Annotated in this window: 11 protein-coding genes; 2 read left to right on the forward strand and 9 right to left on the reverse strand. The window is 52.9% G+C overall.

The window, feature by feature from the left end; genetic code table 11:
- Positions 1 to 1,959: DNA mismatch repair protein MutS (gene mutS / locus Q0510_RS16165; protein WP_298714045.1), on the forward strand; the 1,959-nt coding region annotated here is incomplete at its 5' end.
- Between the two features lie 76 nt (positions 1,960 to 2,035).
- Here the strand turns inward: mutS and Q0510_RS16170 are convergent.
- The 8 genes from Q0510_RS16170 to Q0510_RS16205 all read right to left on the reverse strand — a co-directional run bounded on the left by Q0510_RS16170 (position 2,036) and on the right by Q0510_RS16205 (position 16,444).
- On the reverse strand, positions 2,036 to 3,736 hold the full coding sequence (locus Q0510_RS16170) for a SusD/RagB family nutrient-binding outer membrane lipoprotein (protein ID WP_298714048.1): 1,701 nt from the start codon (positions 3,734 to 3,736) through the stop codon (positions 2,036 to 2,038).
- A 21-nt stretch (positions 3,737 to 3,757) separates the two neighbouring features.
- Positions 3,758 to 7,009, reverse strand: a complete 3,252-nt coding sequence (locus Q0510_RS16175) for a SusC/RagA family TonB-linked outer membrane protein (protein ID WP_298714051.1) — start codon at positions 7,007 to 7,009, stop codon at positions 3,758 to 3,760.
- 577 nt (positions 7,010 to 7,586) lie between these two features.
- On the reverse strand, positions 7,587 to 8,891 hold the full coding sequence (locus tag Q0510_RS16180) for a cytochrome c (protein ID WP_298714054.1): 1,305 nt from the start codon (positions 8,889 to 8,891) through the stop codon (positions 7,587 to 7,589).
- A gap of 10 nt (positions 8,892 to 8,901) precedes the next feature.
- A complete protein-coding gene (locus tag Q0510_RS16185; protein WP_298714057.1) occupies positions 8,902 to 9,465 on the reverse strand; it encodes a redoxin domain-containing protein in 564 nt (187 codons plus the stop codon).
- 68 nt (positions 9,466 to 9,533) lie between these two features.
- Positions 9,534 to 11,225: a SusD/RagB family nutrient-binding outer membrane lipoprotein gene (locus Q0510_RS16190; protein WP_298714062.1), complete on the reverse strand. Its 1,692-nt coding sequence runs from the start codon at positions 11,223 to 11,225 to the stop codon at positions 9,534 to 9,536.
- Positions 11,226 to 11,258: 33 nt separating this feature from the next.
- Entirely contained in the window at positions 11,259 to 14,627 is a 3,369-nt protein-coding gene (locus Q0510_RS16195) for a SusC/RagA family TonB-linked outer membrane protein (protein WP_298714065.1), read from the reverse strand.
- A 793-nt stretch (positions 14,628 to 15,420) separates the two neighbouring features.
- The gene (locus Q0510_RS16200) at positions 15,421 to 16,203 is read right to left on the reverse strand and encodes a substrate-binding domain-containing protein (RefSeq protein ID WP_298714068.1); all 783 of its coding nucleotides are present in this window, start codon (positions 16,201 to 16,203) and stop codon (positions 15,421 to 15,423) included.
- A complete protein-coding gene (locus tag Q0510_RS16205; RefSeq protein WP_298714070.1) occupies positions 16,184 to 16,444 on the reverse strand; it encodes a LacI family DNA-binding transcriptional regulator in 261 nt (86 codons plus the stop codon). Before Q0510_RS16205 ends, Q0510_RS16200 begins: the two co-directional genes overlap by 20 nt.
- Positions 16,445 to 16,654: 210 nt before the next feature.
- On the opposite strand from Q0510_RS16205, the gene Q0510_RS16210 reads away from it, so the two are divergent.
- Positions 16,655 to 17,533 carry an AraC family transcriptional regulator gene (locus tag Q0510_RS16210; RefSeq protein WP_298714072.1) on the forward strand — a complete coding sequence of 293 codons (879 nt, stop codon included), beginning with the start codon at positions 16,655 to 16,657 and terminating at the stop codon, positions 17,531 to 17,533.
- A gap of 173 nt (positions 17,534 to 17,706) precedes the next feature.
- Here the strand turns inward: Q0510_RS16210 and Q0510_RS16215 are convergent.
- A partial coding sequence (locus tag Q0510_RS16215; RefSeq protein WP_298714075.1) for a SusD/RagB family nutrient-binding outer membrane lipoprotein occupies positions 17,707 to 18,354 on the reverse strand: 648 nt, incomplete at its 5' end.

The following is an 18,354-nucleotide window of genomic DNA, read 5'->3' on the forward strand; positions in this document are numbered from 1 at the left end:
AAGCATTTCGAGACGCATAACCTGAAAGGTTTCGGGGTGGAAGAAATGAACGAAGCGATCATCGCCGCAGGCGCCACCATGCATTATCTCAAGGATACGGAGCATCCCAACCTGCAGCATATCACCAGCCTGCAGCGCATCGACCAGGATGATTTCCTGTGGATGGACCGTTTCACCATCCGCAACCTGGAACTGCTGCAAAGCACGGTAGAACAGGGCAAATCCCTTATCGGCACCCTCGATCACACGCTCACGCCCATGGGCCCGCGGCTCCTGAAGCGCTGGATCGTGTTCCCGCTCCGCGATATCCAGAAGATCAACGAAAGGCTCGACGCCGTGGAAACCCTCATCCGCGAAACCGAATTGACGCATAAGCTGCAACAGCACCTCCGCAATGTGGGCGACCTGGAAAGGCTGGTCTCCAAAATCCCGCTCCGCAAGATCAATCCCCGCGAAGTGATGCAGCTGGCCAGGGCGCTGAAGGAAGTGGAAGACGTGTCCGCATTACTAAACGACATCCAGGACCCGCTGCTGCGCCAGCTCCAGGAACAGCTCGATCCCTGCAGGCCTATCCTGGACAGGATCCTGGCCGAAATCTCCGACAATCCGCCCGTGCTGGCCAACAAAGGCGGCGTGATGCGGGAAGGCGTCGACAAAACGCTGGACGATCTCCGTGCCATCGCCTCCAGCGGCAAGGAATACCTGCTCCGCATCCAGCAGCAGGAATCGGAAGCAACGGGGATCCCTTCGCTGAAAGTGGCGTTCAACAACGTTTTCGGGTACTACCTGGAAGTGACCAACACGCACAAGAACAAGGTGCCCGACACCTGGATCCGCAAGCAAACGCTCGCCAATGCGGAGCGCTACATCACGCCGGAACTGAAGGAATACGAAGAAAAGATCGTAGGCGCCGAAGATAAGATCATGGCGCTGGAGATTCAATTATACGACGCGCTGATCCTGGCGCTGCAGGAGTACATCCTGCCGGTGCAGCGCAATGCGCAGGCCCTGGCCCGCCTCGACTGCCTCCTTTGCTACGCGCACAACGCCGTGCAGTACAAGTATCGCCGGCCGGTGGTGAACGACAGTTATCATATCAACATCACCGAAGGCCGCCATCCCGTAATCGAACAGGGATTGCCGCCGGGGGAAAGTTATGTCAACAACGATATCCTGCTGGATCACGAGCAGCAGCAGGTAATCATCCTCACAGGGCCCAACATGTCGGGTAAATCGGCGTTGCTGCGGCAAACGGCGCTCATCACGCTCATGGCGCATATGGGCAGCTTCGTGCCGGCCACGGCGGCGGAAATCGGGCTTACCGACAAGATCTTCACCCGTGTGGGCGCCAGCGACAACCTCAGCGGCGGCGAATCGACGTTTATGGTGGAAATGAACGAAACGGCGAGCATCATCAACAATATCTCCCCGCGCAGCCTCATCATCCTCGACGAAATCGGCCGGGGCACCAGCACGTACGACGGTATCTCCATCGCCTGGAGCATCGTGGAATACCTGCACGATATGACGGAGCACCGCCCTAAAACCCTCTTCGCCACGCACTATCACGAACTGAACGAGCTCGAGAACACGCATTCCCGCGTGAAGAACTTCCATATCACCAACAAGGAAGTAGGCAACAAAATCATATTCCTCCGCAAACTGGCGCCCGGCGGCAGCCGCCACAGCTTTGGTATTCACGTGGCCAGGATCGCGGGGATGCCGCCGCAGCTTATCAAGCGCGCCAACGAAATCCTCTCCCAGCTGGAAAGCCAGCATATCGAAGCGCCCATGGAGCAGATCGCCGCGCCGGTGCAGAAGATGCAGCTCAGCATTTTCGACACCCATAGCGACACGTTCAAGGCCATCCGCGAAAAGCTCAACGACATGGACATCAACCGCCTCACACCCGTGCAGGCATTGATGAAACTGAGCGAGATCAAAGACATGCTGCAATAACAATTTCATTTCTACCCATAAAAAAACCTCCGGTCAAACGACCGGAGGTTTTTTTATGGATCACTCTTAACTGTGGCTATTTTTTATCCCACCAAACACGGCCGGTGATCTCTTCTGCCGAGGTACCGTATTCGCCGCCGGAGATCATCTCCTGTATGGCTGCGTTCCAGTTCGGGCGGTTGAGTTGCTGCGGAACCGGGAGGGCCCAGCGGCGCGGGGTTTCGCGGAGGTTGCCGTCTACACGGAACTCTTCACGGTTCAGGATGCCGCCTACTTTCGGGTAACCGAGGCGCTTCCAGCTGCCCCAGGCTTCCCAGGGTTGCTTGAAGTGGTTCAGGTATTGCTGGATGCCGATCTTTTCGAGCAGCACTTCCGTAGTACCGGTAAACGCTACGTTCGGTTTCGCCAGGTAAGCGTCTATGTCCGCTTCGTTGATGGCGGCGAAATCGACGATGTTCGCTTCCCGGCCCATTTGTTCGTAAGCACGGATGGAAGCTTTCACTCCTTTTACATACCATTCCTGCGCATTCTCAGCAGATAAACCACGCACGGCCAGCTCAGAGATCAGGAAACACATTTCCGCGTAAGACGCGATCGGCTGAATGTAACGGCCGGGGCCGTCGCCATCGGAACTGAGGTCGAACAGGCGGTTCTGGTAAGAAGAAAGGGTATCGACGCTAAGCGTTGCAGGCGCGCCGTTTTCTGTGATCTGGTAATTTTTAACACCAAACAGCCTTGCATAAGCTGCATTCTTGGACGCATCCGGGGAAGACGGCAAACCCACATATTGACGCGGGCTCCACGTTGCGGACGCCGGGAAAGCACCGCCCGCCTTCAGGCGGTTGAACGTTTCCTGGGTGAATGCATTTTTCTTGAAGAAGAGTGCCAGGCGGGGATCGGCGTTGTCATACAGATAATCTATGATCGCCTTGCCGCCGCGGTTAGCGAAGCCCTGGGCATTCCAGTTGCCGCCACGGGCAAAGTTCTGCTGGCCGGAAATGAATTTCCATTCATCAGCGATACCGGTAAAGAGACCCGCGGGGCTTGCCAGCACTTCGGCTGCAATCTGGCGCGTTTTTTCCTGGTCGCGCTTCATGAGGCGCATCGCTATTTTGAGGCGCAGTACGTTGGCCGCCTTTGCCCACTTCGCCGCATCACCGGCGTAGAATACGTCGGAAGTACCGAAAGATGCCTGGCCAGTCGCAGAAGTGGAAAGGGCAGCGATGGCGCCTTTCAACTCGGCGTCAAACTGCGTAAACAGTTCGGCCTGCGTATCGTATTTCGGCGTAAAAAATTCTTCCGTACGCGCCTTCAGCGCTTCCGAATACGGAATGCTGCCATTCACATCCATCGTGCGCCACGCACCCCATACTTTATGTACGGTGGCAATGGCGGAGATGTGTGCGTACCGCGCTCTTTCTTCAGCACCCATGGCATTCACCTGGCGCTCGATATCAGCAAGATTGCGGCCAAAATCGGCATAAAACGCCGAGTAAAAACCATTGATATTGGAAACCAGGTTAAAAATAGATGCGGCGTTACCGGTAGGGTAAGCTACGGTATACTGCATCCAGGGCATGATATAAGAATAATTGTCGTAGAACCACTCGAAATCGCGGTCTACCATTGTTTTCTGCGTTAAGGTGATGAGCTGCTCCGGTTTCATTTCCTTGCTGATTTCCGGATTTGTGTTCAGCTCGGCAAAGTCGCGGGTGCAGGCGGTAGCGAATGTTGCCAGTGCCAGCGCGCCTATTCCGAATTTATGCATTGCTTTCATGATAATCTTTCTTTTTTGATGTTAGAAACCAACCTGAACGGTGAAGGCCATGTTGCGTACAAACGGTGTACCGCCATACTCGGAGAAGGCAGAAGTCAAGTTGTTACGGATGCCTTCCGGATTGATGTTGTCCGGCAGGTTATTGAACAGGTAGCCGAGGTTACGGCCAACCAGCATCACGCGCAGCTTGTTCAGTTTCAGTTTGCTGGTGATGGAAGAAGGCATGTTGTAACCGAGCGATACTTCGCGGAGCGCAACATAAGTAGCATCAAACACGGAAGTCTCGCGGATACCGATACCCCAGTCACCCAGCATGGAATAGTAGCTGTAGGGGTTCATCGGCTGCATGAAACCCTGTTCATAAGCCTGACGGTAGGTCATACCACCAATGTCCTCGCCACCGGGGCTTTTGGTTCCTGCTTCGAATACACCGTTGGGGATCATACCATCGTTACGCTGGCGCCCGTCGGCATCGGTCCAGGCCAGGCCACCGCTTGCGGCGTCGCGGCCGGGGAGCGTGCTTTTCAACAGGCCGGTTCCGGTACCATATTGATGGGAAGCGGAGAAGATATCACCGCCGATACGCGCCTGGATCAGGAACCCGAGGGTCCAGTTCTTGTAGGTAAAGTTGTTGTTCAGGCCGAGGTTGAAGTCGGGCGTGATATTACCCACGGAAGCATATCCGCGTTTGAAGGAAGTACCGTTCTGGTTGATCACCGGCAACCCGGTTTTAGGATCACGTACATATGCGTAATCCGTTACCAGCTCACCGTATGCTTTGCCTACCTGCGCGATCGCGCGAACGTCCTGGTCGCTGCTCAGCTCATAAGTATTGATGGCAGGATCCAGTTCGATGATAGTGTTGATGTTGCGGCTGCCGTTGAGGTTCAGGTCCCATCCGAAGTTCTTGCCTTCGATCGGGCGCGCATTGATCGCAACCTCAATACCCCTGTTGCGGAAGTGGCCGGCATTGATGATTTTACGCCTTACACCGGATTCAAACGGCACATCCAGCTGGATGATCTGGTCTTTAATATCAGCCTGGTACACGGCAACGTCAAGACCTAAACGGTTGTTCAGGAAACGTACGTCGGCGCCGAATTCGAAATTGCCCGCCATGGAAGGCTTCAGCTTCTGGTTCGGCAGCAGGTCGGGCTGGAAGATATTATTGATCGGCATATTCGCCTGGCCGGCGCCGTTCCAGATCGAACCGGTTACATACCCGGAATTGTTCAGGAAAGGATCGAGGTCGCCGCCCACATAAGCATAGCTCGCGCGGAGTTTACCATAAGTAATCCAGGAAGGCATGCTTTGCTTGAATGTTTCGGTGAATTCCCAGGCTGCGCTCACGGAGGGGTACAGGTAGGAGTTGTCGCCGGAACCATCAGGATAGGTCAGTGCGCTGGACCAGTCGTTACGGGCGGTCACATCCACAAAATAAGCGTTCTTGTAAGAGAAGCTGGCTGCGGCAAACAGGGAGTTGATGCGCTTGCGGCCCAGTGCCAGGTAATTGGAGTTCAATGTACCTACGCTGTTTTTCATGTCATAAAGACCGGGGGTACGAAGGCCGTCGCGGGTGCTCATGTCCCATTTGTGACCGAGCCCGGAATTCCACATTTCCGCACCGATATTGACATTGGCGGTCCAGTCGGTATTGCGGATTTTGGGAGACAGCATGGCGATACCGGTGAGGGTGTACTGCGTCCTGCTTTGGCCAGCGGTGGCAAACATCCCGCGGGATCCGCCGAAGTTGGGGCCCCAGCCGAGCTGGCGGCGGTCGTCTGCCAGCTGATCGTTGCTGAAGTTACCGCGGATGACGAATTTCATCCAGTCGGTAGCGGTCACGTTGAAGGCGAGGTTACCCATGAAGAGGCTTTCTTTGCGCTTCCAGCTGTCCTCGTTCAGCGTCCACCAGTAGTCCAGGCCGGGATTCTGGCCGAGTACCTGCCCAAGGTCCTGACCGCTTTCGGTAGGCACCCTGTAGCGGGAGCGCCAGTAATCCACGTCGTAGTTACGGGGGAAGATGTAAATGAATTTACGGCCGATGTTCTCGTACGTGTAATCGCCGCCCTGCCGTGTCGGGTTGAGGGAAGTGGACGCAGAATAGGATGCGCCGCCTTCAACGGAGAGGTATTTGGAGATAACGGCGGAAGATTTCAGGGAGAACACATCACGTTTGAAGCCATTGTTGGGCATTACGCTGTTGTTATCCAGGTGGGAATACGAAAAGCGGAAGCTCGCGTTTTCGTTTCCGCCTTCCACGGCTACGTTGGTATTGGAGTATTTACCGGTCTGGTAAACGCTTTTCCAGTTGTCGGGTTGTGCGCTGAAGGGCACGACTTCACCATTGGGGAGCCTTGCGTTCTGGCCGAGCATTTGAGGGCCGAAGCTGAAACCTCTTTGCCAGTCGATCACCTGCACACCTGCTTCGTCGCGGAAATACGGGTTAAGGCCGGCGCCGTATTTGTTCTGGAGCTCGATGGGCGTTCTGTAAACGCTTTCCACCTGGTAGGTTTGGCTGACATCCACGCCGATACCTTTGCGGGTGGTACCTTTCTTGGTGGTGATGAGCACGGCGCCGTTGATGGCGCGGGAGCCGTAGAGCGCTGTGGCGGCGGCGCCTTTCAGCACGGTTACGGTTTCGAAATCGTCCGGGTTGAAGTTCTTCAGTACGTTACCGAAGTTTACTGCATTGTCGGAAGTTTCGTTCTCGAAGATGGTTCCATCGATGACGAAGATCGGCTGGTCTTTGCCGTTGAGCGATTTCGCACCGCGGAGCACGATGCGGTTGGCGGCCTGGGGGCCGCCGGCGGCGCCGGAGATGTCCACACCGGCAACTTTACCCTGGAGGGCGGCAACCGGGTTAATGGAATTGGTTTTCGCGATTTCGGCGCCTTTAAGTTCGGTTACGGCGTAACCGAGCTTACGCTGTTCGCGTTTGAAGCCCATGGCGGTTACCACGACTTCGTTAAGCGACCGCTGGTCGTCTTTCAGCACGATGTTGAAAGATGCGGCGGATGCGGGCACTTCCTGTTGGGAGTAGCCCATGAATGTGAATACCAGCGTGGCGGAGGGATCGACGCTGATTTTGAAGGACCCGTCGCCCGTGGTTACGGTACCGTTGGAGGTACCTTTTTCCAGGATGGTTACACCGGGGAGTGGTGTACCGGCGGCATCTTTTACGGAGCCGGATACTGCTTTCTTTTGCTGCGCCCAGGCTTGAGGGGCGAAGCAGCATAACAGCAACGTGGCAAGCAGAAGAATTCTTCGCATAGCTTCCTTAGATTTTAATTTGTGATACGTGAATGAGAAAACATGAAAAAATTATAGACATAGATATCCCTTACCGGCAGGAACGACGCGACGCGGGAGTCATAACGTGTATGCGCACACGACATTGCGTTCATTCATGGCAATACAATTCCATACGGCGTGGAGGCCGTTCTACATACGAATTATTGCGGCTGATAATAAATGGGAGGGTGATGGCTTCCTGGAAAATTGGCTAGTCAGCTTTTTATACCCTGTTCACTGTTAAAAAATAAATCGTTTTAGCATGATGGTTCCGTAAAAACCTGTGCTTTTTCCCTTCTCCCCTGCTTGTCCGATTTCCGGTTTCCCTTACTGATAAAACGTTTTAGCAGTTATCAATAAAAAAAACCTGCGACACCAGGGGCACTCATCATTTTCACGCACAAGTTTGCATTCGATGAAACGAACGGATGCAACTTAGTTAAAGTTGCCGTACATCCAAAAGAAAAATTAACTTTTTTTTGATAATAGGTTAACAAGACCTTCACGATGGTAAAAATAATACCATCGCACATTAAAATAGTATATGTTTAAACACCTAATCGAGGGCCAATTGCTCGTCGCCCGGCTGGTAGGGTAAAAACACCATGATCAGGGTCATCATTTCCTGCGTAGTTTTCATATCGCCGTCGGCAAAAATCATCCGTGGCGGGTTGAATGGATTATTGGGGTTTTTACTGGTATTGTCATAAGTGCCCTCCACTGTAAGCACCGATCCTTTGGGCACTTTCACCAGTTGTTTGAACCGGTAAATCTCCTGCCATTTGAAATCCCAGTCGGGAATATCCACCAGGCGCACCGTATCCCCCTGCGGCGTCACCGCCCAGGCCCTGAACCGCTTGCCCAGCAAGTGCATGTGCGGCCAGATATACAGAAGGCTCTGGTCTGCCGGCGTCGCCACTTTCACCGTAAACGTCTTGACCGTATCCGCCTGGATCATGAAAAACGGATCGATATCGCGCTCCCCTATCCCGCCGCTCCCGATGCTGATCAGCTTCACCTTCCGTTCAATCGGTTTTTTCGTAAAAAACAGGTTCACCCCCGTAATGCTCTCTTCATCTTTGCCGGTGGGCGCAAAGTGTACGGTCAGCAGGATCACCCCGCGCTTCGGCATCACCCAACCCATCCCCGCCGGATAGGATTCCAGCGTGGTCCCGGGGATCCATCCGCCGTAGTAGGTCATGCTTTTTTTATAGGGAAGATACTGGTCGAATTGCCGGCGGTCGTCCCCCGAAAGGTCGACATACGGCGCCGTACCATGAATATCAACGCCCTCTTCCACAGGATGGATGCCGAAATTGGCGTGGTGAACCACTTTTTTATTATTGGAAACGAACTCCATGGCTTCCACATTCATGGAATCAGCGAGTTCGAAAGGAATCTTAAATACGATGAACCGCTCCTCGTTATCGCCTTTCACGAGAAAAGGCTTTTCGGTTTTCAATGTGAGGTCGGGCTTGCGGTGATACAATGTGCCGTTTACGAAATCCGGCACTTTCACCGAGCCCTTCCCTTTCGGCGCTTTGGCCGCGGCCCAGCGCCCGATCAGGGAAATTTCTTCAGGGGTTAATTTTCTTTCATGGGCAAAACTGCGGTAGGCGCCGTCCGGCTTCCAGGGAGGCATATACCCGCTTTCCACCACTTCCCGCACGAAAGAGGCGCGGCGGGCCACATCCTCATAGGTGACGAGGGGAAACGGCGCGGCTTCGCCCGGGCGGTGGCACGGCGTGCAGTTGCGGTGGATGATGGGGGCAATGTCCTGGTTGAAGGTCACTTCCTGCGCGGCGGAAGGCCGGGCAAAAATTAACAACAGTAAAAGGAGGCTGACGCAGCTTCTTGGCATATTGGCAATCTTAATAATCATTGATGAGGCAACCGATCGGTTCGGTGCGGCTGTTTGTCACGGCCAGTCCCGCCTTGTTGCGAAGGATCGCGCTTTCCAGATAGCGTTCTGTCACAACGCGCCGCTTCTTCCCCAAACCGGCCATCCGGTCGTCGATCAGCCCCCTGTACACCAGGGCGCCGCGGGGAGAAAAGTAAAAAGCCTCCGGCGTGGCGATCCCCTTCAATGCTTTGGCGGCGGCAAGCCCTCCGTCGAGCAACAGTGGAAAAGGAATCGCGTATTGACGGGCGTACTCCTGCACCATGGCCGCCGTATAAGCTTTCCCGGGCACAATGCCGTAAATCTTTACATCCGGCAACTGCTGCTGCAGTTCACGGAGCGCGGGGGCGTAATTCTTGCAAAGCGGGCAATCCGGCGCCAGCAAGACAACTACCGTTCCTCCGGTTCCCGGCTGCAAACGCTGCAACGCGCCCTGTGCGTCGCGGAGGCGCAGTGCGGGCAGGCGCAATGTATCGGCGGCACGGGCGACCGTGGCCGACAGCACAAGGATCAGAAAGAAGGAAACGGATTTCATGTTATCTCAATTTAAGAAAAAGAAAAACCCCGGCTACCAGGAGCCGGAGTTTTTCTGCAAATTCTCCACTATTTTTTGTCCCACCATACACGGCCGTAGATGTCGGTCGGGCCCTGACCGAAGTCAGCGTCCTTCGCCATTTCATCAAAGGCGGCTTTTGCATTGGTGTAGTTACGATCTGTAGATACGGGGATGTTGAAGATCGCCCTGCGGGGCATGATCTGTTCAACACCGTCCGCCATTACACGCTCCCAGGGGAAGATGGTGGATGTCGGATTAGGGAATCCGGTACGTTTGTAAACGCTCCAGCCTTCGTTCGCCTGCTTGAAGAAGTGGATGTAGGATTGCACGGCAATTTGCTCGAGGCCGGTTGCCGCGTTCCATTTCACTTTGGGCGCTTCATAAGCGGTATTGATCTCGGCTTCTGTGGCTTCGCTGTATTCGACGATCGCGGCATCCTTTGCCATCTGGCTATAGTATGCCATAGACGCTTTTACACCTTTCTCATACCATCCTTCCGCTTCTCCCGGTGCGCCAACAATGCTGCGGGCTGCCAGTTCCGCACGGTAGAAACACAATTCGGCATAGGTGAGCAAGGGGAAAGTAACCAGCCCGTTTCCGCCATTGGAATACGGACAGAAGAGGCGGTATTGCACACGGCTCAGCGTATCCAGTACCAGGTCAGCACCGTTCTTGCGGATCGTGCGGGTGGTATAATATTTCGCATTGGCCGGGTTGGCGGCGGCATCAGGAGATGCGAAGCTGCCTACATATTGCCGGGGATTGAACACGGCGGTAGGCGGCAGTTTTTCCTGTGCTTTGGCCAGGTCGAAGTTCTCCTGGGTGTAAGAGTTCTTTTGGAAGAACATCCGCAGCCTCGGGTCGTTTGTGGCATAGAGGAAATCCAGCAATGATTTCGGCGCGCGGAAAATAGCCGCGGTCGGATCCCAGTTGTTCTGGGAACCCGTATGTTCACCGGTCGTTACGAAATCAAGGTTGTCTGCATTCCCGGCGAAGTTCTCGGCCGCATTTGCCAGCGCTTCGGTGGCGATGGCTTTGGCTTTGGTGGCATCGCGTTTCAACAGGCGCATAGCGATGCGGACGCGGAGGGCGTTTGCAGCCTTGATCCAGTTGGCGGGCTCACCTTTGTAGAACATATCGGCATTACCGTACGAAGCCTGGCCGGTTGCTGTTTTGAGCGTGTTGATGGAGGCTTTGAGCTCAGCGTCGAAAGTATTGTATAAATTCTGCTGATTATCATAAGCGGGCGTCATCGTACCGCCGTAACGTGCCTCGAAAGCTTGTGTGTAAGGCATGCTACCGTTGATATCCGTCGTGTATACCGCATAGTATACTTTCAGGATCGTGGCGATGGCTCTTTCATGCTGGAATTTCTCTTTTTCCCCTGCAGGCATGGCGTCGATGATCTGTTGCACATCGGTGAGCACGTTCCCTACGCGGCCGTAGAAATATCCACGGCGCTGGTTGAAGTTGCCCACTTCCGCCATGAAAGTTTTACCATTCCCGTTTTGCGCGGTATGATATTGCATCCAGGGCATCATAATGCGGTAGTAATCGTAATAATATTCGAAATCCGCCTCGAAAGTTGCCACCACGGCATTAGCGAATTGTTCATCCGGTTTCAGGTTGTAGATGGTGCCGGGATTGGTATTGTACGAAATGAACCCTTCCTTCTTGCACGCCGTAGCGCCTACAGTTCCAACAACCACCGCGGCCATCCAAATTTTATTCAGTTTCATGTGATTCGTTTTAAGTTGATAACATTATTCCTATCAGAACGCAACATCCAGTTTAGCACCGAAGCTTCTTACGTAAGGCAAGCCGCCGTATTCCGCGAATGTGGCGTTACGGTTGCTGAGGAATCCGCCTTCAGGGAAAATGTCATCTTTAGTAGTCTTATACAGGTAAGTCAGGTTGCGGCCCGTTACGCTTACCCGCAGGTTCTGCACTTTCATTTTGGCAGCCAGGCTCTGCGGCAGGTTGTACCCTAACGTAACTTCACGGAGCGATACCCAGCTGTTTTCGAACGTGGAATACTCGCGGATACCGGTAGACCACTGCGTGAGGCGTGCATAGTAAATACGCGCGCTTACCGGTTCAACCACACCCAGTTTCATGGCTTCGGCATAGGTCAGGCCGCTGACATCTATATCCGCACCCTGCGGGTTTGCCAACGGTTTGAACGTTGTACCATCCGGGAAAACACCATCAGGAACGATACCATCGTCAAAAGTTCCGGTTACCGCACCGGTAGCGGGGTCATAGGTTTTACGGGTTACACCACCGAACGCAGCGCTGCGGCCGGGCAGGGTGCTCAGCAATGAACCGTTCGTAGAACCGTATTGGTGTGTAGCCGAAGCCATCAGGCCACCGATCTTACCGTCGATCTGGAACCCGAGCATAAAGTTCTTGTAACGCAGCGTATGGGTGGTACCGAAGAGATAATTCTCCATCATGGAACCCAGTTCTTTGTCAGGCTGGCCCACTTCGGAACGGCGCGCGTAGCTGCCATTGCGTCTCAGCAATTTCTTGCCATTATTCGCATGTGATTTGTTGGAACCATCGGCATTCTTGGCCTGGTATTCAGCATAGGAGTAGCCGGTAATGATGGTACCGTAATCTTTGCCGGGCCGTGCAACGGAAGTCATGTCTGCACCAAACGCCATTTCAAGCGGGAAGCTTGCTACGCCTTCAGCCAGTTCCAGGATTTTATTGCGGTTGCGGGTATAGTTGATGGTAGCATTCCATTCGAAATCCTTCGTGCGGAAAGGAACCAACGTCAACAACACCTCGATACCCTTGTTCTGGATGTTACCGGCGTTGATAAACTCGGAGCTTACACCAGATTCAACAGGCGCCGGCAAAGGTAGCAGCTGGTCGATCGTATTTTTCTTATACCAGGTGAAATCCACCCCGATGCGATTGTTCAGGAAACGTACATCCGTACCAAATTCCCATTCCTTCGTTGTCATCGGTTTGATTTTCAGGCTGCCCAGCGTGCTGCCTTCAAAGCCATAGCGGCCGAATGCAGCACCAGGATAGTTATAGTTACCGATAAAGCGATAGTAACCAACGCTGGTTTGCCAGGGATTAACGCCCTGGCCGGTATGGGCATAACTTGCTCTAAGCTTACCATACGAAAGCCATTTCATGGCGTCCAGTCCTTTCAGTGACTCCGTGAAAATGTAACTCAGGCCAACGCTGGGATAGAAGTAGGAGTAATCACCTTCGCCAGTTTTCGGATACAGCAGTGTCGAGTTCCAGTCGTTGCGGGCGCTAAAGTTCAACGTCAGCATATTCTTGTATGTCAGGTCGCCATAAAGGTATATCGCATCGATGCGTTTGCTGCTGCTGAATAACCCGGGATTTTCGATCCCGGCATCAGAACCTACTGCGTTAACGGAGTTGCCGAGGAAGAAGAGGCCAGGTGTTTTAAGTCCACCATTGGTATATGCCCGGGAGAACCTGGCAGGCTCGAAGCGTTGGCTTTCACCTCCTGCGGAAAGGGACAGTTCCAGGTCTTCGTTCAATTGCTTATCTGCGGTCAACAAGGCCTGGAAACGGGTGTTGCGGCGGGCCACCTGATACACTTCATATTTGCCTGCGTCGCCGGTAAACCCAAGGCCGCGGCCCCAGTTTTTAGTTTCGCGTTCGGTATTGGCGTCGTTGATGTTGGCGCGAACCAACAGGTTCAGCCAGGGCCTGATGTTAGCAGTAACGTCCAGGTTGGCGAGCAGGGTTTTCTCCAACTGCCGCATGTCCGTATACTCGCGGTCGAACCAAAGGTAGTTAAGCGCGTAGGGATCATTCCGGTTTACGCCACCTGTACTGTCCAGGTAGTTGTTCATCCAGTACTTGGTGTCGTAGTTGCGGGGATTAAAATATACCATCGCAAATACCGGGTTGTTGCCGCTACCCTGCGCCAACGGGTTTTTACTGTTGGTTACGGTATACTGTACGTTCGCGTCCAGATTAATGAAATTAGACACTTTCTGCGTGGCGCGCACGGCGAAGTTGTTACGCTTCAGCCAGGTACCTGGCGTTATGTAGGTATTGTACAGGTTATTGTAGGAAACCCGGTAAGTATTGCGGTCGCTTCCACCTTCAACAGCTACGTTGGTGTTCACGAACTTACCTGTTGAGAATGCATCGAGAAGGTTGTTGGGCTTGGCGGTCCAGTCGATCATCCGGCCGTCGATATCCTTCACTTTCTGGCCATTGAAGCGGGGGCCGAAGCTCCAGAAATAGTTGGCGGCATCTACCTGGTCCACCCCATCTGCGTCTTTAGAGAAAGTCGGGTTGATACCTGCGCCGAATTCGTTCTGGGTAGCTACCGCTTTGTAAGCTTTATCAAAACTTTCAGTATGGCTTACCCGGACGCCAAGACCTTTCTGAGCACGGCCTTTCTTGGTAGTGATCAGCAGTACGCCGTTTTGCGCCTGCGAACCGTACAGCGCGCTGGCTGCGGATCCTTTCAGGACGGTCACGCTTTCGTAATCCTCAGGGTTCAGGTTCTTGTATTGGTTACCGAAATCCTGCGAGTTGCCCCAGCTGTCGCCGCCGGTAACACCCGGTTCCAGGATCACGCCGTCAATTACCACGAGCGGCTGCGAGTTGGCACTCAGTGTGGCGTTACCACGGATACGGATAGTCGATGAAGACATCGGGCCGGAGTTACCCATGTTCACGAATACGCCGGAAACCTTACCCGATAAAGCGTTCAACAGGTTGGAGTTGTTGGCGCGCACCAGGTCTTCCCCTTTTACTTCGGCAATGGAATAGGTGATTTTGCGGGTAGATTTCTTCTGTCCGAACCCCGTTACCACCACTTCGCTCAGCGCCTGGTTATCTTCTTCGAGGGATACGGCAACGGTAGTGCGGCTTGCAACGCTCACTTCCTTTTTTACATACCCTACAAAGGAGAACACCAACGTGGCATTGGGGTCCACTTTAATGGTGAAGTTCCCGTTCATGTCGGTAACCCCACCGTTTTTCGTTCCTTTTTCACTGACGGTCACGCCAGGGAGATAACCGCCCTTCGCGTCGTTTACCGTACCAGTGACAGTCTTCTTGGCCTGCGCATAAACTTGTTGGCACGCAACAGCCAATAAAACTGCAATCAGTAGCAGCGATCTTTTCATTGTTCATTTTTTTGGTTAGTGTGAAGTTGCTGTATAAGGTATTAGACGCCCTGCAGGGGCATTCGGAGAATTCCTGTCATGTTCACTGTCAGTAATAAATTCATGCCTGCATCCTTTTCACGGGATTCACCTGCAAAGCCAATGTCTGATTCTGGTTGTTACTTCATTGATTATGTCTACGGAAATTTTTCTACGAATTGATTTTGTTGATTTTGTTTGTTGAATGATTCACTGTTACAAGTTCACTGTGTGGCTTGATTACAAATCATACCGGCATATCACCGAACGAAATTGCAAAGCCCATATCTGATTCTGGTCGTTACTTATATATTAATGCCTGCGGAAAAATGTCGACAGCAATAGATTTTCCTGCTGTGATCCTGGATGTTATTGTTGTTTGTTCACTGGTATAATGTTCACTGGTATAATGCTCACTGTCCAAACTAACTGTTCACTTACAATTCATATAGTCAATCGGTCTTACTAATTCTGGTTGCTCTCACAATTCATAACGCGCTACAAATAATGGATGGGGTGAAATTTCTGCCGTTCATAACGGCTAATTCGCTTCAAATATACACTTTTCTGCCAATCTTCACTAAAACGTTTTAGCGATAAGCGGATAAAAAAGAACCGTTTGGAGGCTCTTCAATACTTTCTACCTGATAACTTACGTCCCAAACTTAGAATAAATTTCCAAAATAACCAACAATGTCACCGCTCTTTTTATGAACTGCCGAAACAGGATAAGATGAATCCGCCCCGGCAGCGCTATCGTGTGCCAATACGCGATCTATACTGCAGGGGTTTTGGTACGTTTACGGCAACTTTCCCGCTTAACAAGCGTAGCTGGCAGCACCACCTGGTTGATCTGGTGCTGGTGCTGGTTCAGCTCGTTCATTAATACCTGGACCAGGTTTTGCGCAATTTCGTGGATCGGCTGCGACACGCAGGTGATGCCCGGCGTATGCAGGCGGAAGAGATCGTGATCGTCGAAACTGATCAGCGCTACATCTTCCCCTATCTTCCACCCCAGGTCCTTGATCGATTCGATCCCGAACACACCGAGGTAGTTGGTGGCAAAAAAGATGGCATCCAGGCCCGGAACACTTTTCATAAATTCCATGATCTGGCTGACGGCCTCGTCTTTGCTGACCGAAAAAGGTATTTTCTTAACCATTTTCCGGGGGAAGGCGGCGCCATGGGCTTTCATCGCGGCTGTAAAACCGTTCATCCGCTCCTTCATCTGGATCTGCTCCGAAGTTGTGGTCACATACGCGATCTTGCGGTAACCGAGGCCGAGGAGATATTCCGCCGCATCGTATGCGCCCTGGAAATTATTCACCATTACGTAATTGGTAGGAATCTGGGGAAGATAACGGTCCATCAGCACCATAGGCTTCCGGCTGTTCTTCAGGATCTCGATCTCCTTGTCGAGGTTCGGCGTGGGCGTGATGATATACCCGTCTACCTGCCGGTATTCGAGCACTTCCAGCAGCCCGCGGGCCTTGGTCAGGTTGTCCTCCGTGCTGCCGTACAAAACCTTGTAACCGAACTTATCCGCTTCTTCCTCCACTGGCGAAGAAATGGTTGGCGATATCTTCCACGATAAGCCCGATAGTCTTGGTTTTGCCCGTCCTCAACCCTCTTGCGAGCTGGTTGGGCTTATATTTCAGTTTAGCAGCCAGTTTAAGGATTTTCTTGCTCACCTGCTCGCTGATCCTCTTCTCCCGGCCTTTGCCGTTCAGCACGAACGACACGGTAGTTGGCGATACGCCTGCCTGTTTGGCGATATCTTTTATGGAAATCCCCTTCATGATTTGGTTGTTGCGAATGCGCTCAAACGATTTAGCATTGACAAATTACGTAAAATCCGCGAAAACAAAAAAGTTCATACAAAAACAACTAGACTAGTATTTTTTTAACCTAAATTTCATAATTTGCCAGAATAGAAATTAAAATGGCAAAATAACCACCTTGCCGGCTTTTTCATCAGGACAATTAACAAATCATATAAGGAAGCAAATATGAAACCCATTCTCATTAAAGTGGGGGCCTTTGCCGACAATCAGATCACCATCATCGAGCGGTGCGATCCCTATTTCAATACACCCTTCCACTTCCACCCGGAGTGCGAGCTCGTGTATGTGACCGAAAGCCAGGGAAAACGCATCGTGGGAGACAGCATCGAAAGCTTCGACGTAGGCGATATGGTTTTCCTCGGTCCGAACATTCCGCACGTTTGGTATAACGACGAGGCATATCACCGGAACGACGATTCCCTCAAAGCCCGGTCGGTCGTGATCTATTTCCCCAAAGACATTTTCGGCGACAAATTCTACGGCCTCCCGGAAACCAAGGCGCTGACCGACCTGTTCCACCGTGCCCAGCGCGGCATGAAAATCATCGGCAACACGCACGAAAAACTGAAAGACGAGATCCTCTCGCTCCCCCGCAAAGAAGGCCTCGAACGCATCATTTCCCTGCTGGAAATCCTCAAAACGCTGTCCGAAACCAAGGACTGCTACTACCTCGCATCCACCGGCTATTCCCACGCCTACAACGTGAAAGACAACCACAAGATCGACGAGGTGTTCAAATACGTGATGAATAACTTCTCCAAAGAGATTTCCCTGCAGGATGTCGCCAGCATCACCAACCTCTCCCCCCAGTCTTTCTGCCGCTTTTTCAAGAACCGCACGAAAAAATCGTTCGTACAGTTCCTCAATGAAGTCCGCATCGGCCACGCATGCAAAAGGCTCACGGAAGAAGACTGGTCTATCGCTGAAATCGCGTACAGCTGCGGGTTTAAGAATTTGTCCAACTTCAACCGGTTTTTCAAAGAAATCGTGGGCAAAACACCGAAAGAATACAAAAACGAGCTTCGCCTGAAAGAAGCCCTCTAGACAACGTTCCATATCTTTTACTATCCTTCCCTTACTTCCCTGCACACCCGCCCCTCCGGCGCGGGCGCCCTCCTGTTGCCTTCCGAACCCGTATGCTAAACGTTTAAGCACATAAAAAGCCGGCCCAAAAGGGCCGGCCGGTCATTCTTAGATGAGCTATGTCTATTTTATTGCTATGGCTTGTCCCACCAAACGCGGGTACCGCCGTTATCGGGGCCACCTAGTAAAGTCATTGCTTTCTGCACGCCTGCCGGGTTCGTTTCATACTCCGTTTGCACGAAGTTCACCCGGCGCACGAAGTCCGTCGTCGAAATCTTACCGCCGCTGTTATTAATCATCACCGGGAACAGTTTAGGATACCCGGTCCGGCGGAACTCCGCCCAGGCTTCCTGCCCATCCGGGAACACGGCGATCCATTTCTGCGTGATGATCCTTTCCAGCTTGCGGGCATCGGTAGCCGCATCGTCCCATTTCACCGTGATGGTGCTGAGGTTGGGGTTGCCCGCCGCGATGTTGTTGGCCGCATTTTTCGGATCGGTGTAGGCCGCGGGTTTGCTCACCGCATCGTCGCGGTAGGTTGCGAAACCGCCGCTGGTGCCATGTTGCGCGAACGACACTTCAATCCCCTTCTCATAATTGGCCTGTGCCGTGCCGGCGCCGTCCCAGTTTCGCATGGCCGCTTCGGCGCGGAGGAACCAAACTTCAGCCGCGGTCATCAGCTGCACGCGCTTGCCTGCAAACAGGTCTTTGGCGAAAGACGAAATAACTTCCTGCATGATAACCTCCCTAAGAGCATTTCCAGCAAAAGTGCATAGCGGTTT

This window comes from uncultured Chitinophaga sp. (genome assembly GCF_937874145.1).
GTDB lineage: Bacteria > Bacteroidota > Bacteroidia > Chitinophagales > Chitinophagaceae > Chitinophaga.

Coding starts and splice junctions, on each gene's coding strand:
- Q0510_RS16170 (WP_298714048.1), bottom strand. CDS start 3,736: ATGAAAGCAATGCATAAATTCGGAATAGGCGCGCTGGCACTGGCAACA.
- Q0510_RS16175 (WP_298714051.1), bottom strand. CDS start 7,009: ATGCGAAGAATTCTTCTGCTTGCCACGTTGCTGTTATGCTGCTTCGCC.
- Q0510_RS16180 (WP_298714054.1), bottom strand. CDS start 8,891: ATGCCAAGAAGCTGCGTCAGCCTCCTTTTACTGTTGTTAATTTTTGCC.
- Q0510_RS16185 (WP_298714057.1), bottom strand. CDS start 9,465: ATGAAATCCGTTTCCTTCTTTCTGATCCTTGTGCTGTCGGCCACGGTC.
- Q0510_RS16190 (WP_298714062.1), bottom strand. CDS start 11,225: ATGAAACTGAATAAAATTTGGATGGCCGCGGTGGTTGTTGGAACTGTA.
- Q0510_RS16195 (WP_298714065.1), bottom strand. CDS start 14,627: ATGAAAAGATCGCTGCTACTGATTGCAGTTTTATTGGCTGTTGCGTGC.
- Q0510_RS16205 (WP_298714070.1), bottom strand. CDS start 16,444: ATGAAGGGGATTTCCATAAAAGATATCGCCAAACAGGCAGGCGTATCG.
- Q0510_RS16210 (WP_298714072.1), top strand. CDS start 16,655: ATGAAACCCATTCTCATTAAAGTGGGGGCCTTTGCCGACAATCAGATC.